Source organism: Rahnella sp. WP5 (assembly GCF_000745615.1).
Taxonomy (GTDB): Bacteria; Pseudomonadota; Gammaproteobacteria; order Enterobacterales; family Enterobacteriaceae; genus Rahnella; species Rahnella aceris.
Genome location: NZ_JQJR01000011.1, coordinates 49,102 through 74,358 on the forward strand (window position 1 = coordinate 49,102; position 25,257 = coordinate 74,358).

At 53.4% G+C, this 25,257-nt stretch carries 23 protein-coding genes and 2 pseudogenes; 14 read left to right on the plus strand and 11 right to left on the minus strand.

Translation table 11 applies throughout. The features are described from left to right. Nucleotides 1–58: 58 nt before the first annotated feature. Nucleotides 59–1,279: an MFS transporter gene (locus EX31_RS10660; RefSeq protein WP_037034691.1), complete on the plus strand. Its 1,221-nt coding sequence runs from the start codon at nt 59–61 to the stop codon at nt 1,277–1,279. 46 nt (nt 1,280–1,325) lie between these two features. Here EX31_RS10660 and lpxM read toward each other — a convergent pair whose 3' ends face one another. The 3 genes from lpxM to znuA all read right to left on the minus strand — a co-directional run bounded on the left by lpxM (nt 1,326) and on the right by znuA (nt 4,701). Next, nucleotides 1,326–2,306, minus strand: a complete 981-nt coding sequence (gene lpxM, locus EX31_RS10665; protein WP_037034697.1) for a lauroyl-Kdo(2)-lipid IV(A) myristoyltransferase — start codon at nt 2,304–2,306, stop codon at nt 1,326–1,328. Nucleotides 2,307–2,413: 107 nt separating this feature from the next. Then, complete coding sequence (gene mepM / locus EX31_RS10670; RefSeq protein WP_013575307.1) at nt 2,414–3,748, minus strand: murein DD-endopeptidase MepM; 1,335 nt, start codon at nt 3,746–3,748, stop codon at nt 2,414–2,416. Between the two features lie 20 nt (nt 3,749–3,768). Continuing rightward, nucleotides 3,769–4,701: a zinc ABC transporter substrate-binding protein ZnuA gene (gene znuA / locus EX31_RS10675; protein WP_015689879.1), complete on the minus strand. Its 933-nt coding sequence runs from the start codon at nt 4,699–4,701 to the stop codon at nt 3,769–3,771. Between the two features lie 95 nt (nt 4,702–4,796). On the opposite strand from znuA, the gene znuC reads away from it, so the two are divergent. After that, nucleotides 4,797–5,555, plus strand: coding sequence for a zinc ABC transporter ATP-binding protein ZnuC (znuC, locus tag EX31_RS10680; RefSeq protein ID WP_013575305.1), 759 nt, complete (start codon nt 4,797–4,799; stop codon nt 5,553–5,555). Next, nucleotides 5,552–6,337: a zinc ABC transporter permease subunit ZnuB gene (znuB, locus tag EX31_RS10685; protein WP_013575304.1), complete on the plus strand. Its 786-nt coding sequence runs from the start codon at nt 5,552–5,554 to the stop codon at nt 6,335–6,337. The genes znuC and znuB overlap by 4 nt, the downstream gene beginning before the upstream one ends. A 44-nt stretch (nt 6,338–6,381) precedes the next feature. On the opposite strand, the gene EX31_RS10690 is transcribed toward znuB, so the two are convergent. Beyond that, complete coding sequence (locus EX31_RS10690; protein ID WP_037034700.1) at nt 6,382–7,761, minus strand: cation:proton antiporter; 1,380 nt, start codon at nt 7,759–7,761, stop codon at nt 6,382–6,384. Nucleotides 7,762–7,914: 153 nt separating this feature from the next. Between EX31_RS10690 and EX31_RS10695 the strand changes: the two genes are divergently transcribed. Then, complete coding sequence (locus tag EX31_RS10695) at nt 7,915–8,220, plus strand: EthD family reductase (protein ID WP_037034703.1); 306 nt, start codon at nt 7,915–7,917, stop codon at nt 8,218–8,220. A gap of 101 nt (nt 8,221–8,321) precedes the next feature. Here EX31_RS10695 and EX31_RS10700 read toward each other — a convergent pair whose 3' ends face one another. Then, nucleotides 8,322–8,648 (minus strand): hypothetical protein, encoded by a 327-nt coding sequence (locus EX31_RS10700; protein WP_037034705.1) that lies wholly within the window; start codon nt 8,646–8,648, stop codon nt 8,322–8,324. 330 nt (nt 8,649–8,978) lie between these two features. Between EX31_RS10700 and EX31_RS10705 the strand changes: the two genes are divergently transcribed. The 4 genes from EX31_RS10705 (at nt 8,979) to wrbA (ending at nt 11,708) form a co-directional block, all read left to right on the plus strand. Then, nucleotides 8,979–10,115, plus strand: a complete 1,137-nt coding sequence (locus tag EX31_RS10705; protein WP_037034708.1) for a YadA C-terminal domain-containing protein — start codon at nt 8,979–8,981, stop codon at nt 10,113–10,115. 49 nt (nt 10,116–10,164) lie between these two features. Then, complete coding sequence (locus EX31_RS10710) at nt 10,165–10,581, plus strand: hypothetical protein (protein WP_013575299.1); 417 nt, start codon at nt 10,165–10,167, stop codon at nt 10,579–10,581. Next, the gene (locus EX31_RS10715; protein WP_013575298.1) at nt 10,578–10,802 is read left to right on the plus strand and encodes a hypothetical protein; all 225 of its coding nucleotides are present in this window, start codon (nt 10,578–10,580) and stop codon (nt 10,800–10,802) included. The genes EX31_RS10710 and EX31_RS10715 overlap by 4 nt, the downstream gene beginning before the upstream one ends. 306 nt (nt 10,803–11,108) lie before the next feature. Next, complete coding sequence (wrbA, locus tag EX31_RS10720; RefSeq protein ID WP_037034914.1) at nt 11,109–11,708, plus strand: NAD(P)H:quinone oxidoreductase; 600 nt, start codon at nt 11,109–11,111, stop codon at nt 11,706–11,708. A gap of 55 nt (nt 11,709–11,763) precedes the next feature. On the opposite strand, the gene EX31_RS10725 is transcribed toward wrbA, so the two are convergent. Together EX31_RS10725 and fusA are read right to left on the minus strand one after the other, a co-directional pair. Next, nucleotides 11,764–11,952 (minus strand): type II toxin-antitoxin system CcdA family antitoxin, encoded by a 189-nt coding sequence (locus EX31_RS10725; RefSeq protein WP_013575291.1) that lies wholly within the window; start codon nt 11,950–11,952, stop codon nt 11,764–11,766. A 98-nt stretch (nt 11,953–12,050) separates the two neighbouring features. Next, entirely contained in the window at nt 12,051–14,156 is a 2,106-nt protein-coding gene (gene fusA, locus EX31_RS10730) for an elongation factor G (RefSeq protein ID WP_037034710.1), read from the minus strand. Between the two features lie 237 nt (nt 14,157–14,393). On the opposite strand from fusA, the gene EX31_RS10735 reads away from it, so the two are divergent. Then, on the plus strand, nt 14,394–14,747 hold the full coding sequence (locus EX31_RS10735; RefSeq protein WP_013575288.1) for an ArsR/SmtB family transcription factor: 354 nt from the start codon (nt 14,394–14,396) through the stop codon (nt 14,745–14,747). On the opposite strand, the pseudogene EX31_RS10740 reads toward EX31_RS10735, so the two are convergent. Next, nucleotides 14,744–15,669: pseudogene (locus EX31_RS10740) on the minus strand (LysR family transcriptional regulator). The gene EX31_RS10735 and the pseudogene EX31_RS10740 overlap by 4 nt on opposite strands. Before the next feature lie 148 nt (nt 15,670–15,817). On the opposite strand from EX31_RS10740, the gene EX31_RS10745 reads away from it, so the two are divergent. From EX31_RS10745 to EX31_RS10755, 3 genes are all read left to right on the plus strand, one after another. Further along, nucleotides 15,818–16,375 carry a chromate transporter gene (locus EX31_RS10745; RefSeq protein ID WP_173362069.1) on the plus strand — a complete coding sequence of 186 codons (558 nt, stop codon included), beginning with the start codon at nt 15,818–15,820 and terminating at the stop codon, nt 16,373–16,375. Beyond that, a complete protein-coding gene (locus EX31_RS10750; protein WP_013575285.1) occupies nt 16,375–16,893 on the plus strand; it encodes a chromate transporter in 519 nt (172 codons plus the stop codon). The genes EX31_RS10745 and EX31_RS10750 overlap by 1 nt, the downstream gene beginning before the upstream one ends. A gap of 94 nt (nt 16,894–16,987) precedes the next feature. Further along, on the plus strand, nt 16,988–18,949 hold the full coding sequence (locus EX31_RS10755; RefSeq protein WP_037034713.1) for a glycoside hydrolase family 3 protein: 1,962 nt from the start codon (nt 16,988–16,990) through the stop codon (nt 18,947–18,949). Between the two features lie 6 nt (nt 18,950–18,955). Here EX31_RS10755 and EX31_RS25320 read toward each other — a convergent pair. After that, nucleotides 18,956–19,135: pseudogene (locus EX31_RS25320) on the minus strand (methyltransferase); the annotation flags it as partial. Between the two features lie 407 nt (nt 19,136–19,542). On the opposite strand from EX31_RS25320, the gene EX31_RS10760 reads away from it, so the two are divergent. Further along, entirely contained in the window at nt 19,543–21,654 is a 2,112-nt protein-coding gene (locus EX31_RS10760) for a TonB-dependent siderophore receptor (RefSeq protein WP_037034916.1), read from the plus strand. A gap of 152 nt (nt 21,655–21,806) precedes the next feature. Here EX31_RS10760 and EX31_RS10765 read toward each other — a convergent pair whose 3' ends face one another. Together EX31_RS10765 and EX31_RS10770 are read right to left on the minus strand one after the other, a co-directional pair. Next, nucleotides 21,807–22,397, minus strand: a complete 591-nt coding sequence (locus EX31_RS10765) for a TetR/AcrR family transcriptional regulator (protein WP_037034716.1) — start codon at nt 22,395–22,397, stop codon at nt 21,807–21,809. Nucleotides 22,398–22,434: 37 nt separating this feature from the next. Next, a complete protein-coding gene (locus tag EX31_RS10770; protein WP_037034719.1) occupies nt 22,435–23,559 on the minus strand; it encodes an HlyD family secretion protein in 1,125 nt (374 codons plus the stop codon). Between the two features lie 80 nt (nt 23,560–23,639). Between EX31_RS10770 and EX31_RS10775 the strand changes: the two genes are divergently transcribed. After that, the gene (locus EX31_RS10775) at nt 23,640–25,193 is read left to right on the plus strand and encodes a DHA2 family efflux MFS transporter permease subunit (RefSeq protein ID WP_037034720.1); all 1,554 of its coding nucleotides are present in this window, start codon (nt 23,640–23,642) and stop codon (nt 25,191–25,193) included. Nucleotides 25,194–25,257 lie beyond the last annotated feature (64 nt).

A 25,257-nucleotide genomic window follows, 5' to 3' on the forward strand; every position in this document is an offset into this window, starting at 1 on the left:
GTAGCGCGGCTTTCACAGGCCGCGCTTTTTCGATTTTAAGACCCGGAGAATTAAGGTTATGTCGTCCGTTTCCGAACCCGCTTCGCGGCTGAATTTCCGCCAGTGGCTGTTCCCGCTGTCACTGGTGCTATTCGAGTTCGCCACCTATATTGCCCACGATATGATCCAGCCGGGTATGCTGCAGGTGATCAGTGATTTCAGCGCAAGTGCCGACTGGGTTTCAACCTCGCTAACCGCTTATTTGTGCGGCGGTATTTTGCTGCAATGGTTGCTCGGGCCGCTTTCCGACCGCCTTGGCCGCAGGCCGGTGCTGCTGACAGGCGTGGCCTTTTTCACCGTCACCTGTCTGCTGACGGTTTTCACCCGAAACATTGAACAGTTCATTCTGATGCGTTTTTTACAGGGAATGAGCCTGTGCTTTATCGGCGCGGTAGGTTATGCCGCCATTCAGGAAGCGTTCAGTGAAACAATGAGCGTTAAACTGATGGCGCTGATGGCGAACATCACGTTAATCGCTCCCCTGCTCGGACCGCTGGCTGGCGCGGCGTTTATTCATTACGCACCATGGAAAGCCATGTTTGCGTTATTCTCACTGGTCTCTGCATTCTCATTCTGGGGGCTGTGGCGCAGTATGCCGGAAACCGCCAGCGGTCGCGGGGAGCGTTTTTCAATGCGCAGGCTACTGACCGATTACCGCGAAGTTTTCACCAACAAAGGCGTGGTGCTTGGTTCGCTGTCTATCGGGTTGATCACCCTGCCGTTGCTGGCGTGGGTGGCGCAGTCGCCGGTATTACTGATTCAGGATGGCGGAATGACGCCGTTACAGTACGGATGGTGGCAAGTGCCGGTATTTACCGGATTGATTATCGGTAACATCACGCTCAGCAAACTCAGTGGCAAAGTGAATATCCGCACGCCTGTCTGGCTCGGTATCGCGCCGATAGTTCTCGGTCTGGCAGTCAGTGCCTATGCCGCGCTGTTTATGGTACATGCCTGGGGCTGGATGATTGGCGGGCTGAGCCTCTATGCGCTGGGCTCGGGACTGGTAAATGCCGGGCTTTACCGCCTGACACTGTTTTCCAGCCCGACCGGTAAAGGCACGGTCGCCGCTGCACTTGGGCTGCTTACCATTGTGGTTTTTGCGGCGGGTATAGAAGTGGCAAAGCAGTTATATTTCGCACTGGGTAACGGCATTTTTATGCTGGCAGGCATGATTTCCGGTGTCACCGGCACATTGCTGATTGCCGTGTTTCTCAAGCGTGTCCCTGAAAAAACATAAAAAAAAGCTGAGGTGTGAGCCTCAGCTTTTTCAAATCTTTTTACCGTTACTTTTTGGGATAAAGCTCTTTGCGTGAATAGGGCTCAGGCTCACCCGGTTTGCGGGTTTTAAGCAACTTGAGGATCCAGGTGTACTGTTCCGGATTCGGCCCGACCAGCACTTCCACTTCCTCATTCATCCGGCGCGCAATGCGGTTATCATCGGCAGTTGCCAGATCATCCATTGGCGGGCGCACATAAATATCGAGACGTTGTTCGTGGCCGTTATACACCGGAAACAACGGTATGATCGACGCACGGCACACTTTCATCAGGCGTCCTACCGCAGGCAATGTCGCCTTGTAGGTCGCGAAGAAATCGACGAACTCGCTGTGCTCAGCACCGTGATCCTGATCCGGCAGATAGTAGCCCCAGTATCCCTGACGCACCGAACTGATAAACGGTTTGATGCCATCATTACGCGCATGCATCCGGCCACCAAAACGACGGCGAACGGTATTCCACAGATAATCGGTCAGCGGGTTTTTCTGATTATGGAACATGGCGGCCATCGGATGTCCGTCAGCGGCCATCAGCATCGCCGGAATATCCACAGCCCATCCGTGTGGCACCAGAAAAATCACATTTTTACCTTCGGCATGCATCTGATCGACAATTTCCTTGCCGTGCCAGTGAACGCGCTGCATGACTTTTTTGGGGTCACGGATCGCCAGTTCAGCCATCATCACCATGGATTGTGGCGCGGTGGCAAACATTTCATCGATGATATGTTCACGCTCCGCTTCAGAGGTTTCCGGCAGGCAGTACAGCAGATTAATTTGCGCACGACGACGTGCGCCTTTCGCAAACTTTCCGGCCAGACGGCCAAGACTGCCTAATATAGGGTCACGAACCTTTGCGGGCAGATACGCCATTGCGGCCATCGCTCCGACGCCCAGCCAGACGCCCCAGTAACGCGGATAATAGAAGGCTTTCTGAAACTGCGGAATAAATTCTACGGTAGATCGTTTTTCTTTTTCTGGCTGCATGCTCAGGCTCTTATGACAAATTCTGCCTTAATGATAAGTGCAGTGATTTATTTTGCAATAAATCACTGCCTCACAACATTAAGAAGCGCAAAAGGGGATCCTGAAGGTCAGTCCAGCTTCAGTTGAGGAACAACCTGACGAACGGTGGCCAGGTAAGTACTGCGATCTTTACCTGTCAGCCCTTCGGTGCGCGGCAGTTTAGCCGTCAGCGGATTCACAGCCAGCTGGTTAATCCACATTTCAAAGTGCAGATGCGGGCCGGTTGAGCGACCAGTATTGCCGGAAAGCGCGATGCGATCCCCCCGTTTCACTTTCTGACCGGGTTTCACCAACAGTTTACGCAGATGCATATAACGGGTCATGTACTGACGACCATGACGAATGGCCACATAGTTACCCGCAGCGCCGCCGTTCTTGGCAACAACCACTTCGCCATCACCCACCGCCAGCACAGGCGTACCGACAGGAACGGCGAAATCGACGCCACGGTGCGGCGCAATACGCCCGGTCACCGGGTTCAGACGACGCGGATTGAAGTTAGACGAAACGCGGTACTGTTTGCCCGTCGGGAAGCGCAGGAAACCTTTCGCCAGCCCGCTGCCGGTACGGTCATAGAACTTACCGTCTTCGGCGCGCACGGCATAGTAGTCTTTACCGCCAGTGCGCATACGCACTGCCTGCAATTCACTTTGCTCGTTCTTACCGTCCAGCACTTCGTTGGACATCAGTACCGCAAAGTCGTCGCCTTTCTTCAATTTACGGAAATCGAGTTGCCATTGCAGCGCCTTAATGACAGCACTGACTTCAGCGCTGCTCAGCCCTGCCGCTTTGGCACTGGTGACAAAACTGCCGTTCAGCGTCCCTTTCAATACGGAGTCTTTCCATTCCCCTTTCAGGGTTTCCAGAGACGATTTGAAGGTATTGCCGGAACGGTCAAAGGTATAGGTTTCGCGACGTGATTTTTCCCACGTCAGACGCTGTAAATCCCCGGCATCGTTAAGTGTCCAGGAAATCTGCTGGCCGATTTTCAGGTTACGTAAATCACGGTTGGCGTCAGAAAGCGCAGCAATTTCCGACATATCAATGCCGTACTGATTCAGAATGCTGCTGAGGGTATCACCGGTAGAAACCACATACTCATGCACGCCCGCTTCATTGACAGTTTTATCGTCAAGATCATCTTGCGGAATGTCATCATCAGCGGGGGGAGACTGGTCGATGGGTTCGCTGGCTTCAGGAAGCAGTGAACGCAGTTGCTGATTATCAAGTGTGATATTTTTAACCAGCGGTCGGGTATCAGAAAGGTCATTGTCCGGGTGGTAAGCTAACGGTTTCCATACGGCCACAGCCAGTGTGACGACGGTAAGAGACCCCAGCATAATGCGATGGGGCCGTGGAAGGTTGCTATACGCCAGAGCGATAGATCGGGCTATCAGCTGCACTTAAATTCTGTCCTTTTAGCTTACTTCAGGCAGCTCAGGTACTGGTTCGTCAGCTGTGACAAAAAGTTCACATAGCTGTCCGCACCCAGTGCAATGCTGCTCCCCAGAGGATCCAATGTGCCCATACGCACTTTTGTTCCCTGGGCAACAGCCGTTATGACGGCCGGCCTGAATTGTGGCTCAGCAAAAACGCAGGTCGCTTTTTGCTCAACCAACTGTGTTCGAATGAGATGTAATCGCTGTGCACCGGGTTGAATTTCGGGATTGATCGTAAAGTGACCAAGTGGCGAAAGGCCGAAGTGTTTTTCAAAGTAGCCATAGGCATCGTGAAAAACAAAATATCCCTTACCCTGAACAGGTTGCAGAATACTACCAAGGTTTTTGTCAGCTTTTGTCAAGGTGTCTTCAAAATGAGATAAATTTGCATCTAATTGTTGCTTTTTTTGCGGAACCAGCGCTACGAGCTTGTTATGGATCACAATAGCAGCCTCGCGGGCAATTTCCGGCGACAGCCAGACATGCATATTGTATTCGCCATGATGATGATCAGCGTCATCGTGATCATGGTCATGATCAGCCTCATGTTCGTCATCATCACTGCCCTTAATCAGCAGCGGTTTCACTGCCGGTAACGTCGCGATGGCCACCTGACGGTTCGGCGACAACTGCGCCGCAGATTTGGTCATGAAAGCTTCCATTTCCGGCCCCACCCACACCACCAGATCGGCGCTACGCATGCGTGCAATATCCGAAGGGCGTAAGGCGAAATCATGTGGAGATGTGCCGTCCGGCAGCAACACTTCCGTCGGCATAACGCCATCGGCAATGGCTGACGCGATAAAACCCAGCGGGCGTACGGAAGCCAGAACCACGGCCTGCGTGCTGAAAACCGCGCCTGAACTCAATATTGCGGCTGCCAGAAACATCCGTTTAACGCTTTTTTTCTGTATCATGCTGAGTGAACTCATCTTCAGGTTGGGGGAAAACTGGTTATTTTTAGCGAAACGCAATATTATAACATCCGATTTGTTCTGCAAGACCCTATGACATGCCCACATTAGCTACGCTCCAAAATATTTCAGTGACTTTCGGTTCGCGACGCGTGTTGTCCAACATCTCGCTAAGCCTGCAACCGGGGAAAATTCTGACCCTTCTCGGCCCGAATGGCGCAGGGAAATCCACATTAGTGCGCGTTGTGCTTGGCCTGATTGCGCCGACAGAAGGCACGATGACTTGCGAACCCGGTTTACGTATCGGCTATGTTCCGCAAAAAATTCATCTTGATCCCACCATGCCGCTGACCGTCAGCCGCTTTATGCGACTGAAACCCGGTGTGAAGAAAAGCGATATTCTGCCCGCGCTCAAACGCGTACAGGCTGCGCACCTGCTGGATCAACCGATGCAAAAACTCTCCGGCGGCGAAAATCAGCGTGTTTTACTGGCACGTGCGTTAATGAACAGCCCGCAGTTACTGGTGCTCGATGAACCGACGCAAGGTGTTGACGTCAACGGACAACTGGCGCTGTACAACCTGATCGACAGCCTGCGCTGCGAATTGGGGTGCGCGGTGCTGATGGTGTCGCATGACTTGCATCTGGTGATGGCGAAAACGGACGAAGTGCTGTGCCTGAACCAGCACATCTGCTGTTCCGGCTCGCCGGAAGTGGTCTCTACGCATCCGGAATTTATTGCGATGTTCGGTAACCGTGGCGCCGAGCAACTGGCGATTTACCGTCACAACCACAACCATCGTCATGATTTAAAGGGAAAGATAATTTTGCGCAACACCGGAGGTCGTGACGCATGATCGCGCTGTTATTACCCGGCTGGCTGGCGGGTGTATTGCTGGCGATTGCCGCCGGTCCGCTGGGCTCGTTTGTCGTCTGGCGCCGCATGTCCTATTTTGGCGATACGCTGGCCCACGCCTCTCTGCTCGGCGTAGCGTTTGGCTTGCTGCTTAATGTAAATCCTTTCTATACCGTTATCGCCGTCACGTTATTGCTGGCCGTGTTACTGGTGGTGCTCGAGCGTAAACCGCATCTGGCCGTCGATACCCTGCTCGGAATTATGGCGCACAGCGCCCTGTCACTCGGTCTGGTGGTGGTCAGCCTGATGTCCGGCGTACGTGTGGATCTGATGGCGTATTTGTTTGGTGATTTGCTGTCAGTGACCTACAGCGACATCTGGATGATTGGTGCTGGCGTGACGGTGGTGATTGCGGTGCTGTGCTGGCAATGGCGGGCATTGCTTTCCATGACCATCAGTCCGGAACTTGCTCATGTTGATGGCGTAAAACTGCAACGCACACGTATCGTCCTGATGCTGGTAACAGCGCTGACGATCGGTCTGGCGATGAAGTTCGTCGGCGCGCTGATCATCACCTCGTTGCTGATTATCCCCGCCGCGACAGCGCGACGCTTCGCTAAAACGCCTGAGCAAATGGCCTGCGTCGCGGTGGCGGTTGGCATCATTGCGGTGACCGGCGGCCTGACGTTCTCTGCATTCTATGATACGCCTGCTGGCCCTTCTGTCGTGCTGTGCGCTGCGGTGTTGTTTATGCTCAGCCTCAGTAAAAAACAGATTGCCTGACCGCAACGCCAGAAACAGAAACGGACGCCCTGAGCGTCCGTTTTTTATGCCTTTTCTTCCTGGCTTTTTTCCCGTGCCTCCCGCTCTTCCTGTGCTGCTTCCTGCCTTGCCTGCCGCCAGTGCAGCACCGGTGATACGGTTATGCCGTGGATCACCACGCTGGTGACAATCACCGTGAACGCGATGTTGGTCATATAGTTGGCGTCCGCGCCATGCAATCCGTGCGTCCAGGCGTAAGCGATATAGTTCATACTGCCGATACCGCGAATACCAAACCAGCCAATCATCAGCCGCCTGCCCTTGGGCACGTGTACGCCTATTGTCGTGATATAAACAGCCAGAGGACGGATGACGATAAACAGCAGCGCAGCGATCAACAGCCCCATCGGCTCCCAGTGTTCCGACAGCGTTATCCCGAGCACCATGACAATCCCGGCGGCAAAAATCCGCTCAATGGTATCGCCAAATGACAGTGCATCACCCACCATCAGTCCGATCGAATTGCGCGGCATTTCAGCTTGCATCGAATGACGCTGGTGTGGATTGACCATGCCTTCAGCAGGTGGCGGGCGAGAACCGTCCGTCAGATCCTCCGGCGGATGCAAAGAGACCACGCGCACTTCCGCGCTGCGCAACCCGACACCGGCGGCAAAGGCCGCAAGGAAACCGGAAGCATCAAGAGACTGTGCGGCCGCATAACTGAGCGCAATCAGTGACAACGCCAGAAAATCACTCGGTGCGACCGTACGCTGACGGCTGTGAAAACGCGTCGCACTTAGCCCGACCAGTTTCCCCATCGCGAAGCCAATTGCCAGCCCGCCGAGCAATGCCCAGACCACATCGCGCCATGCCCAGTGCCACAATTCTTGTGAAGATAATCCTTCATGCGCGGTAAACAACATCAGCGCCAGCATCAGGATGGGCAGCGCGGAGCCATCATTCATCCCCGCCTCGCTGGAAAGCGCAACCCTGAGTCCGTCATCATCATTGGCATCATTCACTGCAATCATGCTGGCCAGCACCGGATCCGTCGGCGCAATGATGGCACCCAACGCAAGAGCCAGTGGCCATGAAATACCTGTAATGTAATGGGCAATAGCCGCGACGCACAGGACGGTCAGTAACATGGCAGGAAAAGCCAGTAACACACCGACGCGCCAGCTTTGTGCGCGAAAGGGCAACCGGAGTTTCAGTCCGGTAATAAATAATGACGCCGCCATGGCGATTTCAGTGAAATGTGCGGTGAGGGTGGAATACGCCACCAGATCGATATGCAGTAAATCCAAAACCCAGGGACCGCAGACGATCCCTGCGGCCAGATATAAACCAAACGTCGTCACCGGACCGCGGGAAATCCACCCCGATGCGAGTGACATAATCAATAGCAGTCCTCCGACCGCCGCTGTCCAACCTAAAAATCCCATGTCTATCCCATACTAAATATCAATCTATTAAGCATAGTACATGTATGCAGATGAATGATTTTTCAGATAAATAACATCGGGCACAAATGGCGCGGTGTATTCTTAGCCGGTAGGCTAAAATTGATTTTTATCCGGGAAAAGACGAGTCATAAAATGATTAAATACAGTGTGCTGTATCCAAATATCGAAAACGGAACCTTTGATCATGATTATTATCGTGATGTGCATTTACCGCTGATCAAACGCCGCATGGGCGAGTTTTGCCATTCTTACGCTATTGATAAAATGCCTGAGGGCGCTCCGGCTGAGTCGCCATTCATCGCCGCCTGCCATATCTATTGCAACTCAATGGAAGATTTTGAAAAAGGCATGAAAGACAATGCTGCGGATTTCATTGCGGACGTACCGAACTTTACCAATATCGAACCGGTGAAGATGATTTTCGACGTCGTTGTCTGAGCCATTCACCCTGCCCTGAAGGTAAAAAAGGCGATTAACCCGTCAGGTTAGCCGCCTTTTTTATTGTCGTGTGGACGCTGTATAAAACCCTGCCAGCGCCATTATTTCATCAGTAACTTTTTGATTGGCGCACTCGGCTCGCGCCTGATGGTATGCAAAAACTCCTGCGCCTTATCATTGACCGCATAATCGGCGGTGACGCCAAAATCCTGCACCATTGCCCACTTTTCAAACAGTGCTTCATCACTCTTACGCATAAACCACAGCATTCTGACTGCCGTTACCGCCACTTGTGGGATCTGCGTCACAGTGCCGTTGATCCACTTATTTAACGTGCTGCGAGGCAGTCCCAACAGGATACACAACGCGGGCTGGTCGATATCCAGCCTCCGGACATAGTCCAGGAACTCATTTGCGTTATCTGCCATAAACTTATCTCCAATTTATATAACCCTGCTCATTGTACAGGAATCTCATAGAGATTCCATCCCGTCGCTATTCGCTACGAAAATTACTGATTTTCAGTGTCACTGACACAAAGATTAGTGTCTGCTAGCTACAAACAAACAAGCTAAGTGAAACAAATTCATGTAGCGCTATAACTTTACGTTTCTTGACATAAGTCAAACGTTCGTTGAATGCGTGAAGCAAGTCACATTCACCGCATGTATGATTTTCGTAAAGAGACAGAAAGAGCGTTCTGATAATGCTTCTTATTTGTCGCTAACAGATACTTATTTCAATATCGGAAAAAACAAATGACTGCACAAGTTTCAGAACGAATTCAACATAGCGCCGCTGCAAATCGCAAAGTTAATCGCGAGAATAAGATCCTCACGAAGCCATTTGGAATCTCTGCTGCTACGTTTTGCAGGATGCTTGCAGGGTCGTTACTGATGGTTAGTTCTGTAACTTTCATACAATCAGCCAGTGCGGCCTTCACATCGCAAGAAACGGATGCAGTTAATCAGTATCTTTCTGCGCATCAGAGTTACCCAAATTACATAAAACAGGGAATTGAAAGCGCCACCAGTTTCCAGCAGGTACACGACTACCTGTTGAACAATACTTACTACAACGGAACCTCGACAGTTCCGGTAGACCAAATTTCGATGGCTGAGCCAATAAAAACAGAAACCGTGCCGTTAATTACTTTAACCCCCGCAGAACCCGCTAAAGATGGCGTTGTTATAAATGACCCTACCGGGAACCCTGTGCTGATCACTCCGCCTAAAAATGACCCTACCGGGAATCCTGTACTGATCACTCCGGCCAAAAATGACCCTACCGGGAATCCTGTACTGATTACTCCGGTCAAAAATGACCCTACCGGGAATCCTGTGCTGATCACTCCGGCCAAAAATGACCCTACCGGGAATCCCGTTAGTGTTAACACGACAGAGCGGCAGAATCCTGTTATTCCCAAAAAACAGGGGATTACATCGCAGCCCGGCTCCTCCCCCTATTCACAAGATATAAGGGTTCGTTCAAGCTATTACGACCAACAGATCACTGCCCTGAATGCCGAAGCTGAACAAAATCACGCCGAAATTCTCTCTGAATCTCACAGCCGTGCTGCCGCAGATGCTCAGGTGTTGCAGAAGTCTCAGGACTACACCAACTCAAAATTCTCCGCGTTAAAATCTGAGGTTGATGACAACAAAAAAGAAGCCGCTGCCGGATCGGCTTCCGCTATGGCGCAGGCCAATATCCCTCAGGTGCAGGAATCCCAACAGTTCGCGGTGGGTGCCGGTGTCGGCGGTTATGATTCGCAAAACGCCCTGTCCATTGGCGCTTCATTCCATGCCAGCAGACCCACCATTGTCAAAATGTCAGTCTCCGACGACACGCAAAGTAACTTTGGTTATGGCACTGGCGTGAGCGTTGGCTGGTAAATCGTTCCGGGGGCTCCGTCCCCCGTTCTTCCCTTTCAGGTAAATCTCAATGAAAAAATTTATCGTTTTTGCAGCCATTATCCTGCTTTCCGGTTGCTCTACTCAGGCTTCAAGAATGGCTGACTGCCAGTCACAGGGCGTCTCCAAAGATACCTGTTATATGGCTGAACAAAATCGTCAGACCGCCATTCAGAGTGTTGCCCTTAAGCAGGCAATGGAAAATGCCTCCACGCAATATGCCCAGGCCGCTAAAAAGATCGTGCATGCGCGCATTAAAGGTATCGACGTCAAAATCTTTCCTGCGGATAAACAGGGATATATCGAAGGGACCGCCGCATATCTTGATGAAGATAACGCAGATGCTCAGGTCTATCGCAAAGGCGTTTTCACAGCGATTTATTACAAGCGCACGCACAAGCTGGTTCTGATGCGTGACGGGCAAATTTATGGAAGGACGCCGATATGAAAAAGCACCACACCGATCAGTTCAGACATCTGCCACCGGGGCAGCAATATACCTGCCTGAAAATGTTACAGCGCGTCGAGGAAACCCCGCTGACCGACGGGGTGACCGGCGTCGCGGTATCGGTCATGATGAAAGACGGTCATACTGCCACACTCAGTAAATTCATCGCGCAACCTGATGAAATCTCAATTCTGGTCAGTTGGGAAAAAGAAAGAGAATAATGCACTCTGACTACGTTTTTATATCTCCTGCCCTTCTCTCCCGCCAGTCCCGCACTTCTGTTCTAGTATATAGAGGTGCGAAACCCACCTTCTCTGCACCTTTGCCCTAATTAATTGATGAGTCTGTTCAAAAATTTGCGTTTGTAACTCAGTGCTGATGCGCGGACGATGGACTCTCTTGCTCATGACTAACGCCTTACAGGCGCAGGAGTAAACGTGGGATTTTTAAGCGAATTTTTCGCCCGTATTACCGGCTCTAAAACCGGGCAGGATACGGTAAAAACATCACCTCAACAGGAGTTAAAGATGGCAAAAGTACTGGTTCTCTATCATTCCATGTATGGTCATATTGAAACGATGGCGCAAAGTGTTGCAGAAGGGGCACGCAGCGTTCCAGGTGTTGAAGTCACAATAAAACGCGTCCCTGAAACCATGCCTGAAGAAGCCTTTAAGGCTGCCGGTGGTAAAACCGGTCAGACGGCAGAAATCGCTTCCCCCGCAGAACTCGCTGATTACGATGCCATCATCTTCGGCACACCGACCCGATTCGGTAACATGACTGGCCAGATGCGCACTTTCCTTGATCAGACCGGCGGCCTGTGGGCCAAAGGCGCACTGGCAGGCAAAGTCGCCAGTGTATTCAGCTCAACCGGCACCGGCGGCGGTCAGGAAATGACCATTACGTCAACCTGGACCACCCTCGCCCACCACGGCATGATTATCGTTCCAATCGGTTACACCACACCTGAACTGTTCGATATTTCTCAGGTTCGCGGCGGTACGCCTTACGGTGCCACCACCATCGCCGGTGGCGACGGCTCGCGCCAGCCGAGCGCAGAAGAGCTGCGCATTGCCGTACATCAGGGCAAACATGTGGCGACCATCGTCAGTAAACTGGTCAGCTAAATAACCGCGAAAAATAAGGCGCAGAATTCTGCGCCTTAAATTCCTTACAGGCCTGTTAAAGCACGCCACGCCCCTCTGAAAACAGCCCTGCTCTACTTGTAAATTCATTACAAGTATCAATAGCTTCTGCGTTTTCTGATTGTTCCCAGGAATCAGTTTGGAGACTTTGGTTTGTTTCTAAACTGTTAGCGTCTTTTACAAAAATCGCCGGGTTTTCTTTAATTCCTTTTACTAAGCACGTCATCACAAGTTCCTTTAGTAATTTCAGCTGTCTTTTCTACGACCAAAAAAAACGGCCCTTGCGGACCGTTTTGTCTCTGACGGAGATTACGCCGGTTTTGCTTATTTACCACGCGACGCAATAATGTTTTCGGCCACATTGCGCGGTGCCTCGGCATAGTGATTGAACTCCATGCTGTAGGTTGCACGACCTTGCGACATCGACCGCAAAACGGTGGAATAACCGAACATTTCAGACAGCGGCACTTCGGCTTTGATAATTTTACCGCCACCGCCCGCGATTTCTTCCATGCCCTGCACCGTACCGCGACGCGACGATAAATCGCCCATCACGCCACCGGCATACTCTTCCGGCGTTTCCACTTCCACTTTCATCATCGGTTCCAGAATCACCGGATCGGCACGTTTCGCCGCTTCTTTGAAACCAAAGATCGCCGCCATTTTGAACGCCATTTCCGAGGAATCGACCTCGTGATAGGAACCAAAGGTCAGCGTCACTTTCACATCGACCACCGGATAACCGGCCAGAATGCCGTTGTTCAGCGCTTCCGTGACCCCTTTTTCAACCGCAGGGATATAGTCGCGCGGCACCACGCCACCTTTGGTCGCATCCACAAACTCAAAACCTGTGCCTGCCGGCAATGGTTCGAGCGTGAAGACCACGTGGCCGTACTGACCTTTACCGCCGGACTGACGCACAAACTTGCCTTCGACATCTTTCACCGTTTTGCGCACCGTTTCACGGTACGTGACCTGCGGTTTACCGATGTTGGCTTCCACACCGAACTCCCGTTTCATACGGTCGACGATGATTTCCAGATGCAATTCGCCCATACCGGAAATGATCGTCTGGCCGGATTCCTCATCGGTGCGGATACGGAACGACGGGTCTTCTGACGCCAGCCGTGACAGCGCGATGCCCATTTTCTCCTGATCGGCTTTAGTCTTTGGCTCGATGGCCTGCGAAATCACCGGATCCGGGAACTCCATGCGCACCAGCGTAATGATGTCCGAAGGATCACACAGTGTTTCACCCGTCGTCACATCTTTCAGCCCCACACAGGCGGCGATATCACCAGCACGAATTTCGTCAATCTCGATACGGTCATTGGCATGCATCTGCACGATACGGCCAATACGTTCCTTCTTGCCGCGCACCGGGTTATACACGCTGTCGCCTTTTTTCAGCACGCCGGAATAAACACGGACAAACGTCAGCTGGCCGACATACGGGTCAGTCATCAGTTTGAATGCCAGCGCCGAAAACTTCTCGTTGTCATCAGAGTGACGGAAAACGTCGTTACCGTCTTCGTCTGTACCCGCCACCGGTGGAATATCCAGCGGAGAAGGCATCAGTTCGATCACGGCATCGAGCATACGCTGCACGCCTTTATTCTTGAACGCACTGCCGCACAGCATCGGCTGGATTTCACCGGCGATAGTGCGCAGACGCAGCCCTTCGGTAATTTCATCCTCAGTCAGCCTGCCTTCTTCGAGATATTTATCCATCAGCGCGTCATTAGCTTCAGCGGCTGCCGACACCATTTTCTCGCGCCATTCTTCTGCCAGCGCCTGCAATTCTGCCGGGATGGCTTCATAGGTAAAGGTCATACCTTGTGTCGCGTCATCCCATAAAATGGCGCGCATTTTGCGCAAATCCACCACGCCGGTGAAATGCTCTTCTTTACCGATCGGAATGACAATCGGCACCGGATTGGCTTTCAGCCGGTCCACCATCATCTGGCGGACACGGAAGAAATCTGCGCCCTGACGGTCCATTTTGTTGACGAACGCCAGACGCGGCACTTTGTATTTATTGGCCTGACGCCAGACGGTTTCAGACTGTGGCTGCACGCCGCCCACGGCGTCGTACACCATCACCGCACCGTCGAGAACGCGCATGGAACGCTCCACCTCAATGGTGAAATCCACGTGCCCCGGGGTGTCGATAATATTAATGCGGTGCTCATCGAAGGAGTGATCCATCCCGCGCCAGAAACAGGTCACGGCGGCTGACGTAATGGTAATGCCGCGTTCCTGTTCCTGAGCCATCCAGTCTGTGGTCGCACCGCCGTCATGCACTTCTCCCAGCTTATGATTCATGCCGGTATAGAAAAGAATACGCTCGGTGGTGGTGGTTTTACCTGCGTCGATGTGTGCTGAGATACCGATATTGCGGTAGCGCTCGATTGGCGTTTTGCGAGCCATATAACGTCCTTACTGGTTGATGGCTAAGTTGGCGGAGAGTGGTTTTCACGTCCCGTCACAAAGTAATGAGTACTAAACTTCTTAATGCGGAGAGTATACTACAATTGTACGTGTATATTCGTACAACAAATTTATTCTATCGATGAAATTGGTCAGACGCCGTCGCGTTGTACAGCAGCAGAGGGATAGGCTATATTGCGCGGCCGCCGATGAGCGTCGTTAAAGTAAAGGAACAATATGATAGCCAACCATCCTGAGCGCGAGCAGATCCGCCTCGAAAATGTTCTGACTGCGCTGGGTAATCCGTTACGTCTGGCCGTGGTGCGTACCCTGGCAAAAGGTGGCGAGCATCCTTGCGGAACCTTATTACAGGGCCTGTCAAAATCGACGCTGACGCACCACTGGCGCGTATTGCGTGACAGCGGCGTGATCTGGCAGCGCCCTGACGGTCGTGCCAATTTGCTTTCGCTGCGCCGCGAAGATCTGGATGCCCGCTTCCCCGGCCTGCTCGATTCCCTGCTCAGCGCCATCGAATCCGACGGCATTACACTGGAATCCACCCAGAAACACATTTCCGAGCAGCACCTTTAATGAGCCGTCAGTTGCGATTTTACAAGATCGCAAAACGTATTGATTATAGCCGATGAATGGCTGTCTTCACGCCGCGCGAGATATAACGGTGCGCTGAGTTGTGTGGCGGCGTCCAGCGGCAAAAATATCACCCCGTCCCCGCCCAGCCGGGTCATGGATTCCGGCACAATAGAAATCCCCAGTCCGGCGCCGACCAGGCTCAGACAAGAGGTTAAACGTGGCGCTTCCTGCACGATATGCGGGCTGAAACCGGCGCGCACATACGCTGCCAGTATGGCATCGTACAATCCCTGACCGGCGCGACGGCGGTATAATACAAAAGGCTCGTTACTCAGATCTTCGAGTCTGAGTGGCTGACTGGCTGACTGGCTGGTTGCGACGCCAGTTTGTGTCCGGCCGGAACCGCCACCCACATCGGTTCCTCCAGCACCTTTTCCATCTCTAATTCCGGCATATCTTTGACCCGCATGCGCACAAAGGCGACATCCAGCTCGCCCGCCACCACGGCGGCCAGCAATTCTCCACTGCCACTTTCCTCAAGCTGAGTGCTGACGGCCGGATAAATTTCCCGATAACGGCGCAACAGCGCGGGCACAAAAGTATGCAGCGCGGCGGAACTGGTGAAACCGATGCGGATCCGACCCTGTTCGCCCTGCGCGGCACGGTGCATGGCAGCGCTGAGCTGAGCAGCCCGTGCCAGCACAGCACGGGCTTCCTGCACTAACACTTCGCCCGCTTCGGTCGGGATCACCCCGCGCGGCAAGCGTTGTAATAAAGGGATGCCAAATTCCTGCTCCAGTCCCTGTAACAGGCGCGTCAGCGGCGGCTGTTGAATAAAAAGCAGTTCTGCGGCGCGGGTAATGCTGCCCGCTTCCACCACGGTAACAAACGCATTCAGACGTTTCAGTTCAATCATAACCATACCTTCAGGGTATCTTTAGCCATTAATAAATGCATTAGACATCATGGCACATCCACGCGCATGATCCTTAACAGAATTTACGCCTCTGCGGCTTTGGATTATTTTGAGGGAGAGTGTGAAAATGTCAGCGCAAACGCAGGAAAAATTAATGCCTGAGACAGAAGAAAATACCGCGCCACAACCCGATTGCAGGCAACTGTTTATGGGCTTTTTCGTCCTTGGCCTGACCGGTTTCGGTGGCGTGCTGCCGATGGCGCGACACATGCTGGTGGATAAACGCCACTGGCTGACCGCCGCTCAGTTCACCGAGTTGCTCGGGTTGTGCCAGTTTTTACCCGGCGGCAACATCATTAACCTGTCGGTCGCGCTGGGGATGGAGTTCCGCGGATTACGCGGCGCATTATCGGCGCTACTCGGGCTTATTCTCGCGCCGACGATTTGTGTGGTGCTGCTCGGCCTGGTGTATGCACGTTATCAGAATGAACCACTGGTGGAACATCTGTTCGCCGGAATGGCGGCGGCGGCGGCCGGTTTACTGCTCTCGACCGGCATCAAAATGCTCGCTCCTTTGCGGGGGAAATGGCTGCAACTTTTGCTGGTTGCCGTCGGCGTAATGGCAATTGCCGTGTTCCGGATCCCGATGCTGCCGGTCATGCTCGTGCTGGCCCCGGTCAGTATTTTCATCTGTGCGAGGAGTAAATTCTGATGCCGGTTTTACTTTCTCTTGCCCTGTTATTTACCGAACTTTCCGTGCTGGCATTTGGTGGCGGAAATACCATTCTGCCCGAGATGCAACGTGCAGTGGTGCAGGTGCATCACTGGATGAGTGCGCAGGAGTTCAGTGCGCTGTTCGCCCTGGCACAGGCCGCTCCCGGCCCGAATATGATGATCGTGCCGCTGATTGGCTGGCAGGTTGCCGGATGGTCAGGATTGCTGGTGTCTTCTCTGGCAAAATTTGGTCCGTCGTCAATCATTACACTTGTCGTGATGGGCGGCTGGAAACGTTACAAAGACCGTCCGTGGCGGCAGATAGTGCAACGCGGGCTGGTGCCGGTGACGGTCGGGCTGGTGGTGTCGAGCGGATTACTGATCGCCAAAGCCTCAGCCACCACGCTGACGCTTGCGGGGGTGATCGCCTTGTGTACCCTGCTGGCGCTCAGTAAGCGTATCCACCCGTTATGGGTACTGGCCGTTGGCGCGGTGCTCGGACTGGCATTCGGCTGACATCATTGCGAAGCAGATCGCAACATTCAACAGGCAAATAGGTTATTGATTGGGAATTGAGTTCTTCTATAGTTATCAACCATTAAGGACGATGATGAAAATCAAACCTCTGAGCCTTGCTGTCGCTGCCCTGCTGCTTTCCTCACCTTCTGTTTTTGCCGCCGATAATCAACCGGAACTTAGCCAGCGCGAAGTGACGCTGCTGACTGTCGACGGCTTACAGTTCAAAGATCTCGATCATTCCGGGAAACTGGAACCTTATGAAGACTGGCGACTGACGCCGGAAGAACGTGCAGCGGATCTGGTGAAACGCATGACGCTGGAGGAAAAAGCCGGGGTGATGATGCATGGCTCGGCACCGACGGCCAACAGCCCGATCGGCGCAGGCACGCATTATGACATGGCAGCGGCGGAAAAGATGATTACCGGCGCGAAGGTCAACAGCCTGATCACCCGGCTTTCGGCGAACGACCCCGCCATGATGGCGGAAGAAAACAATAAACTGCAGCAGATTGCCGAAAAGACGCGCCTGGGTATTCCGGTCACCGTCAGCAGCGACCCGCGTAACTCATTCGAGTATCTGGTCGGTGCGAGTACCTCTTCCGGTAAATTCACCCAGTGGCCGGAAACCTTAGGACTGGCGGCGATTGGCAATGAGAAACTCACCCGCCGTTACGCCGATATCGTCCGTCAGGAATATCTGGCCGTCGGTATCCGTGAGGCACTTTCACCGCAAGCCGATCTGGCAACAGAGCCGCGCTGGGCGCGTATCAGTGGCACCTTCGGCGAAGATCCGACACGGGTGCATAACATGGTGCGCGGGTATATCGAAGGGATGCAAAACGGTCCTGACGGGTTAAATCAGGGCAGCGTGATTTCCGTGGTCAAACACTGGGTCGGCTATGGCGCGGCTGAGAACGGTTTTGACAGCCATAACGTCTACGGCAAAAACGCGGTCTTCCCCGGCAATAATCTCAAAGAACACATCTATCCGTTTACCGGCGCGTTTGAAGCCAAGGTCGCCAGCGTCATGCCGACATATTCAATCCTGAAAAATGTTTCCGTGGACGGCAAACCGCTCGAACAGGTCGGTGCCGGATTCAGTCATCAGTTGCTGACCGACATTCTGCGCGGACAATACGGTTTCAAAGGCGTCATTCTCAGCGACTGGCTGATCACCAGCAATTGCGAAAACGAATGCCTGAACGGTTCGCCGGAAGGTAAAGAACCGGTGCCCGGTGGCATGTCCTGGGGTGTCGAAAATCTGACGCCGCAGCAGCGTTTCGTGAAGGCCGTGCTGGCGGGTGTCGATCAGTTTGGCGGCGTGACCGACTCACAGTTGCTGGTCAGCGCAGTGCATGAAAAGCAACTGACTGAACAGCGCCTGGATGAATCTGTTGTGCGTATTCTTGAGCAAAAATTCCAGACCGGACTGTTTGAAAATCCGTATGTCGATGTGCAGAAAGCCACCCAAACCGTCGGGCGCGCAGACTGGCAAAAAGAAGCCAATTCGGCGCAGGGACATTCACTGGTATTGCTGCAAAACACCGATGATGTGTTACCGCTGAAAAAAGGCAAAAAGATCTGGCTGTACGGTATAGCACCGCAGGCCGCGACGGCGGCCGGTTTTACCGTGGTGGATGCGCCGGAGAAAGCCGATATTGCGCTGATCCGCGCCCATGCCCCGTACGAGCAACCGCATAAAGCCTGGTTCTTTGGCAAGCGCCATCACGAAGGCTCACTGGCCTTTACCGGTGACAACGCGGATTATCAGGCGATCGTGAAAGCCAGCAAAGCAGTGCCGACAATCGTCACCGTTTATCTCGACCGTCCGGCGATCCTGACCAACGTGAAGGACAAAGCGAAAGCGATTATCGGCAATTTCGGTGTCAGCGATACCGTTTTGTTTACGCGCCTGACCAGCACCGAAGCCTATACCGGTAAGCTGCCGTTTGAACTGCCATCGTCTGAAGAAGCCGTGCTCAAACAACAGTCCGATATGCCACATGACAGCGAAAATCCGCTGTTTGATATTGGCTTTGGTCTGGCGCGTTAAGCCCTGTTAACCGGTGACCCGCGCCAGCACAAAACCGTCCCAGCCTTTGCTGCCGACGGTTTGCAGCGCGGTCGCTGATAAACGCGGTTCCTGTTCAATCATCTCAATAAAGCGACGCACACCCTGCACCCGGGCGTCGTCGCTGTACGGATCCACCACCGCGCCGTCCCTCACTGCATTATTTCCCGATCTCCGTCGTGAACTTTTTCGATTTTAAAAAACTCATTCTTAAAGCTAATCCGTAACTGCGATTTTGTCTGCGTTTTCAAGGGAATTCTTCAGATTTCACGATGCGGTAATCACATCCGATATCCATTGCCTGAGTAGGGTTGTTCGTAAAACAATCAAAAAGACCCTGTTTTTCATCATGATAAACATGCGTCACTTCACAATTTTCGAAGAAAACCCCCTTGAATTTGTAAAATAATAATGATAACAATTATCATTAAGTTTAACATTCGTCACGTTTCGGTTAAGTGACTGCCCTTCGCGCGTCACGCTTTTGTGCGGAACACATGTTGGCTTTTGGGTTTATTACACACGCATCAATTAATCACTCAATCATTATTGAGTTATTTATAGGGATTATGAATATGTTGTTGGCTTTCCCCCTCAAACGCTCGGTGCTCATGTGCGCGCTGGCAATGCCGGTTGCCTCAATGGCTGCTGAAGACACCGTCATTGTCAAAGCCGCGCCTGCGGATACCGCCGATGCTCCGACGCAGGGTTACAGCGCGAAAACCAGTAAAAGTGCGACCAAAACCGATCAGCCGCTGATCACCACCGGTCAGGCCGTTTCTGTTGTGACCCGTCAGCAAATGACTGACCAGAACGCCACCACGGTTAACGCTGCACTGAACTACACGCCGGGCGTCTTCACCAACTTTGCCGGCGGCGCAACGCGTTATGACACCATTTCCCTGCGCGGTTTCCACGGCGGTGACGTCAACAACACCTTCCTCGATGGCCTGCGTATTCTCAGCGATGGCGCGACCTACAACTCCATTCAGGTTGATCCGTGGTTCCTGGAACGTATTGATGTGGTGAAAGGACCGTCTTCTGCGCTTTACGGCCAGAGCATTCCCGGCGGTGTGGTAGTGGAATCCACCAAGCGCCCGCAGTTTGCTGAAGAAGGTCATTTCCAGCTTTCCGGTGGCACGCAAAATACCAAAGGTGGTGCGTTCGATTACACCAACGCCATCAACGATCAGCTGGCATTCCGTCTGACCGGGATGACCCGCAGCAGCGATACGCAGTACGATCACCAGCGTGAAGAGCGTTACGCGATTTCGCCACAGTTGCTGTGGACGCCGGATGAAAATACCTCGCTTTTACTGCGCGCATATCTGCAAAAAGATCCGTCCGGTGGCTACCACGCCGCGGTTCCGGCTGACGGCAGCCTCTACGGGCAGAAACTGAGCCGGGGTTTCTTCGATGGCGAAAGCACCCGCAATCAGTTCAAACGCTGGGAGCAAATCTACAGCTACGAATTCCAGCACGCATTTAACGATGTCTGGTCATTCCGCCAGAACGCCAACTACACCCATTCCAACACCGAACTGGATCAGGTGTATCAGGCGGGCTGGAATGCGGACCGTACCGAGATGAGCCGTTACTATTCCGGTGAAAAATCGTCTCTGGATACCTTCGCGATTGATAACCAGCTCGAAGCGGATTTCGCGACCGGCGAACTGGCACATAAAGTGGTGATCGGTTTCGATTACTCCCACTTTATCAATGACGTGAAATCTGACGGTGCCTACGCAGAAAACCTCAACCCGTATACCGGTGTGGGCGGTGATGCTCTGGATTATTACAGCCTTAAGCGCGGTAAAAACCGTTATGAGCAGATGGGCACCTATCTGCAAGATGAGATGAACTGGAACAAATGGTATCTGACTCTGTCAGGCCGTTACGACACGCTAAAAACCTCCAGCCGCAGTTACGAAAGCATCTACGGCACCACCAGCAACAGCGAACGTAAAGACAGTCATTTCAACAGCCGCGCTTCCCTGCTGTACGCCTTCGACAGCGGCATTTCACCGTACGTCAGCTACAGCCAGGCGATGACGCCATCTGCCCTGCCAGGCGCTGACGGCACGCTGCTGAAACCGATGCAGAGTGAGCAATACGAAGCCGGGATCAAATACCAGCCGGTCGGCACTTCCGATATGTACACCGCAGCGCTGTATGATCTGACGCAAAAAGACGTGGGTAACCGCGTGGTGGTCGGCAGCTACTACGAGCCGGCAGGTAAAATCCGCTCACAGGGTCTGGAGCTGGAAGCTAAGAAACAGGTTACTGAACGCTTTAACGTGATGGCCGGTTACACCTACAACAAAGTGCGTATCCGTGATGCGGCTGAGAACAACGGCAACACGCCGTATGTGACGCCAAAACAAATGGCTTCCATCTGGGGTCAGTACAACACGCCGATTGGGGTGGATATGGGTGCAGGTGTGCGTTACATCGGCACACAATGGGCGGATAACGAAAACACCCGCCACATGCCTTCTGCCACGCTGGTTGATGCGTCACTGCGTATGAATCTGGTGCAGTTCAATCCGCAACTGAAAGGCGCGTATGTGCAGCTGAATGCTAACAACCTGTTCGACAAGAAATATGTCGCAGCCTGTTACGGCACCAGCTACTGCTACTGGGGTCAGGAACGTACCGTGGTTGCTACGGTAGGGTATGATTTCTGATAGATTTTTCAGCGCCTCCCCCTGAGAAGGGGGAGGCTGGGAGGGGGTTTTAAGGGCTAACACCTTGTTTAAGAAAACCTTAACTTTTGATTTAGAACTTAATACCCCACCCCAACCCTCCCCTTCGCAGGGGAGGGAGCGATTCTGAGAGTTTATTCTTCTGCAAGATTCAGCCGCGCCTTCAGCGCTTTCTTCGCACTTTCCAGCAACGCATCTGAAACTTCACGATCAGGCTCACAACGTGCCAGCGACAAACTGCCCATCAGTTCCGCACTGACCGATATCGCCTGCGTTTGCGGGTCGTCCACGCCCATCTCTGTCAGCTGGCGGATAATCATCCCACGGATACGTTCGATGCCGCGCGCGAACTCTGCCTGACAGGGCACGGACAAGCGTGGCGTTTCAGAGGCCAGCGCCGACACCGGACAGCCCTGCGCCCGGTTATCGCGGTGCCCGGGCGACAGGTAGAAATCGATATACCCTGCCAGTTGCTGCTGCGCCGTCAGCCCCTGATTTTCTTTATCCCAGCGGGCCATAACCTGATTAAACATCTGTTCGATCGCCGCTTCGATCAGTGCCTCTTTTGAGGCAAAGTGCGCATAAAACCCACCGTGCGTCAGGCCAGCTTTGCTCATTACACCTGCCACGCTGACCTGCAATGGCCCTTTGGTACGGATGTCTTTCGCCGCCTCCTTCAGGATCCGCTCGCGGATTTTAGGTTTATGTTCACTCTCATAGCGCATAATAACACCCTGATAATCAGAAAATTGCTGTCATAGCTTACCTGACCGCATCGGTTAACGAAACGCGCGCGTCCACGGATAATCCGGGGCGCAGCGCCGCTAAATCTGGCTGACCGGCGTCAAGCCGGATCCGCACCGGCACCCGCTGAACAATTTTGGTGAAATTACCCGTGCCCGGCTCAAATGGCAGCAATGCAAACGTCGAACCTGATCCCGGCGCAAGGCTGTCGACTTCACCGCGAAACGTCACGCCCGGCAGCGCATCCACATGCACGTCCGCACGTTGTCCCGGCTGCATTCTGCCGGTCTGCGTCTCTTTGAAATTGGCCGTCACATAAATGCCCTGTTCCGGTACCAGCGTCATCAGCCGCTGACCGGGTGTAACGTAATCGCCAACCTGTACCTGCCGGTTTCCCGCTATGCCATCGATGGCAGCAACAATAGTGGTGTGATTGAGATCCTGCTGTGCCAGCGCTTGTGCCGCCTGCGCTTTCACCACAGCGGCCTTCGCCAGTGCCAGCGCCGCCTGAATTTCTGCCCGCCGGGCGTGTGTCACCGCCGCCTGATTTTGGGCAACATCCAGCATTGCCGCGGCGTGTGCCGAGGTTTGTTCTGCCGTCACCGCCACCGTTTTATACCGGTCAGCATCATTACGTGATGTGGCACCGCTGACCGCCAGCGACTGATAACGCTGCTGCTCGGCTTCAGCATGTTGCTGTTCCGCACGCGACGAACGGATCGCCGTGCGCGCGGCTTCGATTTGGGTGAGTGCCAGTTGTTCCTGCGCCTGCTGGCTCAGCAACGCCGCTTCCTGTTGCGCCACCTGCGCGCGGGCATCTTCAAGTTCTCCCTGCGCAGACGCCAGACGAGCCGTAAACTCTTCGCTGTCGATCAGCACCAGTTTATCGCCGGCATGTACCCGCTGGTTATGACGCACCAGCACCGTCGAAACGAAGCCTTTTACTTTTGGCGCAACGCTGGTGGTATCTGCCGTCAGATAGGCATCATCCGTGGATTCTGACGCGGGCGCAGCCAGTAACCATGCCGCACCACTCAGGGCTACCACCAGCGCAATACCGCTGACCACAAAGATCCGCTTTGACCGTTTAGTGGCTTTTACTGCCGGGGACGGGCTCCCTTCATCTGCTGTTGCTTCACTCATTTTTAATTTCACTCATTGTATGATGGTCATCATATTAATATGATGACCATCATATAAACAAGCCCCGGGATCTCACAACCATGTCTGTCACCCTGACTCCAGCCGCGACGCTTTCGCCTGCGGATTATCCGACATCACGTAAGTTTTTGATTTTCAGCATTATGGCGTTCGGTATGTTTCTGGCGCTGATCGACATTCAGATTGTCGCCGCCTCGTTAAACGATGTGCAGGCCGGGCTTTCCGCCGGACCGGATGAAATCAGCTGGGTACAAACCTCGTATCTGATCGCCGAACTGGTGATGATCCCGTTCTCGGCTTTTCTGACGCAGGCACTTTCCACCCGCTGGCTGTTCAGCGCATCGGCGGCGCTGTTCACTCTCAGCAGCATCGGATGCGGATTGTCGTGGAATATCGAGTCAATGATCTTCTTTCGCGCGTTGCAGGGTTTTACCGGCGGCGCGATGGTACCGACAGTATTCGCGACCGGCTTCGCCATGTTTCAGGGCAAACAGCAGGCGCTGATCCCGGCGATCCTCGGCATGGTCAGCGTGCTGGCCCCCACGCTTGGGCCGACTGTGGGTGGCATAGTCACGCAGTTACTCGACTGGCGCTGGATTTTCTTCATCAACATTCTGCCCGGCGCTCTGGTTGCCACCGGTGCCGTGCTGTTTATTCATGTGGATAAAGCGGATTATCCGATGCTTAAACGTATCGACTGGATACATTTATTGTCGATGGCGATAGCGCTCGGTTGTCTGGAATATGTGCTGGAAGAAGGCCCGCGCAAGAACTGGTTCAGCGATCCGCAAATCCAGATTTCGGCGTGGTTCTCACTGGTGGCCTTTGTGCTGTTTCTCGAACGATCCTTTTATTCGAAAAGCCCGATCGTACGCCTGACGCCCTTCCGTGACCCGACATTCACCTTCGCCTGCCTGTTCAATCTGGTGGTTGGATTTGGTCTTTATGCCTCTACATATCTGACGCCGGTTTTCCTCGGCCGCATCCGCGATTTCAACAGCCTGCAAATCGGTACAACGGTGTTTGTGGTGGGTGTCGGGCAATTCTTCAGCACGATTATTGCCGCCAGATTAATCAGCCGCGTTGACCGGCGGATACTGATCACCGTGGGTTTATCCGGTTTCGCACTGAGTTTATGGCTGACGACCGCCGTGACCCCCTACTGGGGAGCAGAACAGTTTTTCTGGCCGCAGGTGGTGCGCGGCCTGTTCATTATGTTGTGCATCGTGCCGAGTGTGAACATGGCGCTGACCGCGTTTCAGGGGCCGGAACTGCGCTACGCCTCCGGGCTGTTTAACCTGATGCGTAATCTCGGGGGCGCGATTGGCATTGCCACGGTGAATACCTGGTTGCAGGACTGGACCCGCGTTCATGCGGCACGTTTCGGCGAATCGCTGGGGCAATACGGGGATCATGCGCAGGAGGTGATGGGATCGCTGGCGCAAAAAATCGGTCACCTGACGCCTGATACCGCTCAGGCATTGCTGATGGCGAAAGGCGTGTTTGGGGCGAAAGTCGCAGCGCAATCGCTGACGCTGGCGTTCAACGACATCTTTCAGGTCATGGCCTGGATGTTTATTGCCGCACTGGTTATGGTGCCGTTTTGCCGTAAATAAGGTCAGGAATGTGAAGGAAATGTGCAGGCTGCCGCAAAAAATGCGGTTGTGGCAGGGAACTTTT

What these genes read in the sequence shown, in the direction of transcription:
- EX31_RS10660 (WP_037034691.1), top strand. Translation starts at nt 59, where the DNA reads ATGTCGTCCGTTTCCGAACCCGCTTCGCGGCTGAATTTCCGCCAGTGG.
- lpxM (WP_037034697.1), bottom strand. Translation starts at nt 2,306, where the DNA reads ATGCAGCCAGAAAAAGAAAAACGATCTACCGTAGAATTTATTCCGCAG.
- znuA (WP_015689879.1), bottom strand. Translation starts at nt 4,701, where the DNA reads ATGATACAGAAAAAAAGCGTTAAACGGATGTTTCTGGCAGCCGCAATA.
- znuC (WP_013575305.1), top strand. Translation starts at nt 4,797, where the DNA reads ATGCCCACATTAGCTACGCTCCAAAATATTTCAGTGACTTTCGGTTCG.
- znuB (WP_013575304.1), top strand. Translation starts at nt 5,552, where the DNA reads ATGATCGCGCTGTTATTACCCGGCTGGCTGGCGGGTGTATTGCTGGCG.
- EX31_RS10690 (WP_037034700.1), bottom strand. Translation starts at nt 7,761, where the DNA reads ATGGGATTTTTAGGTTGGACAGCGGCGGTCGGAGGACTGCTATTGATT.
- EX31_RS10695 (WP_037034703.1), top strand. Translation starts at nt 7,915, where the DNA reads ATGATTAAATACAGTGTGCTGTATCCAAATATCGAAAACGGAACCTTT.
- EX31_RS10700 (WP_037034705.1), bottom strand. Translation starts at nt 8,648, where the DNA reads ATGGCAGATAACGCAAATGAGTTCCTGGACTATGTCCGGAGGCTGGAT.
- EX31_RS10705 (WP_037034708.1), top strand. Translation starts at nt 8,979, where the DNA reads ATGACTGCACAAGTTTCAGAACGAATTCAACATAGCGCCGCTGCAAAT.
- EX31_RS10710 (WP_013575299.1), top strand. Translation starts at nt 10,165, where the DNA reads ATGAAAAAATTTATCGTTTTTGCAGCCATTATCCTGCTTTCCGGTTGC.
- EX31_RS10715 (WP_013575298.1), top strand. Translation starts at nt 10,578, where the DNA reads ATGAAAAAGCACCACACCGATCAGTTCAGACATCTGCCACCGGGGCAG.
- wrbA (WP_037034914.1), top strand. Translation starts at nt 11,109, where the DNA reads ATGGCAAAAGTACTGGTTCTCTATCATTCCATGTATGGTCATATTGAA.
- EX31_RS10725 (WP_013575291.1), bottom strand. Translation starts at nt 11,952, where the DNA reads ATGACGTGCTTAGTAAAAGGAATTAAAGAAAACCCGGCGATTTTTGTA.
- fusA (WP_037034710.1), bottom strand. Translation starts at nt 14,156, where the DNA reads ATGGCTCGCAAAACGCCAATCGAGCGCTACCGCAATATCGGTATCTCA.
- EX31_RS10735 (WP_013575288.1), top strand. Translation starts at nt 14,394, where the DNA reads ATGATAGCCAACCATCCTGAGCGCGAGCAGATCCGCCTCGAAAATGTT.
- EX31_RS10745 (WP_173362069.1), top strand. Translation starts at nt 15,818, where the DNA reads ATGCCTGAGACAGAAGAAAATACCGCGCCACAACCCGATTGCAGGCAA.
- EX31_RS10750 (WP_013575285.1), top strand. Translation starts at nt 16,375, where the DNA reads ATGCCGGTTTTACTTTCTCTTGCCCTGTTATTTACCGAACTTTCCGTG.
- EX31_RS10755 (WP_037034713.1), top strand. Translation starts at nt 16,988, where the DNA reads ATGAAAATCAAACCTCTGAGCCTTGCTGTCGCTGCCCTGCTGCTTTCC.
- EX31_RS10760 (WP_037034916.1), top strand. Translation starts at nt 19,543, where the DNA reads ATGTTGTTGGCTTTCCCCCTCAAACGCTCGGTGCTCATGTGCGCGCTG.
- EX31_RS10765 (WP_037034716.1), bottom strand. Translation starts at nt 22,397, where the DNA reads ATGCGCTATGAGAGTGAACATAAACCTAAAATCCGCGAGCGGATCCTG.
- EX31_RS10770 (WP_037034719.1), bottom strand. Translation starts at nt 23,559, where the DNA reads ATGAGTGAAGCAACAGCAGATGAAGGGAGCCCGTCCCCGGCAGTAAAA.
- EX31_RS10775 (WP_037034720.1), top strand. Translation starts at nt 23,640, where the DNA reads ATGTCTGTCACCCTGACTCCAGCCGCGACGCTTTCGCCTGCGGATTAT.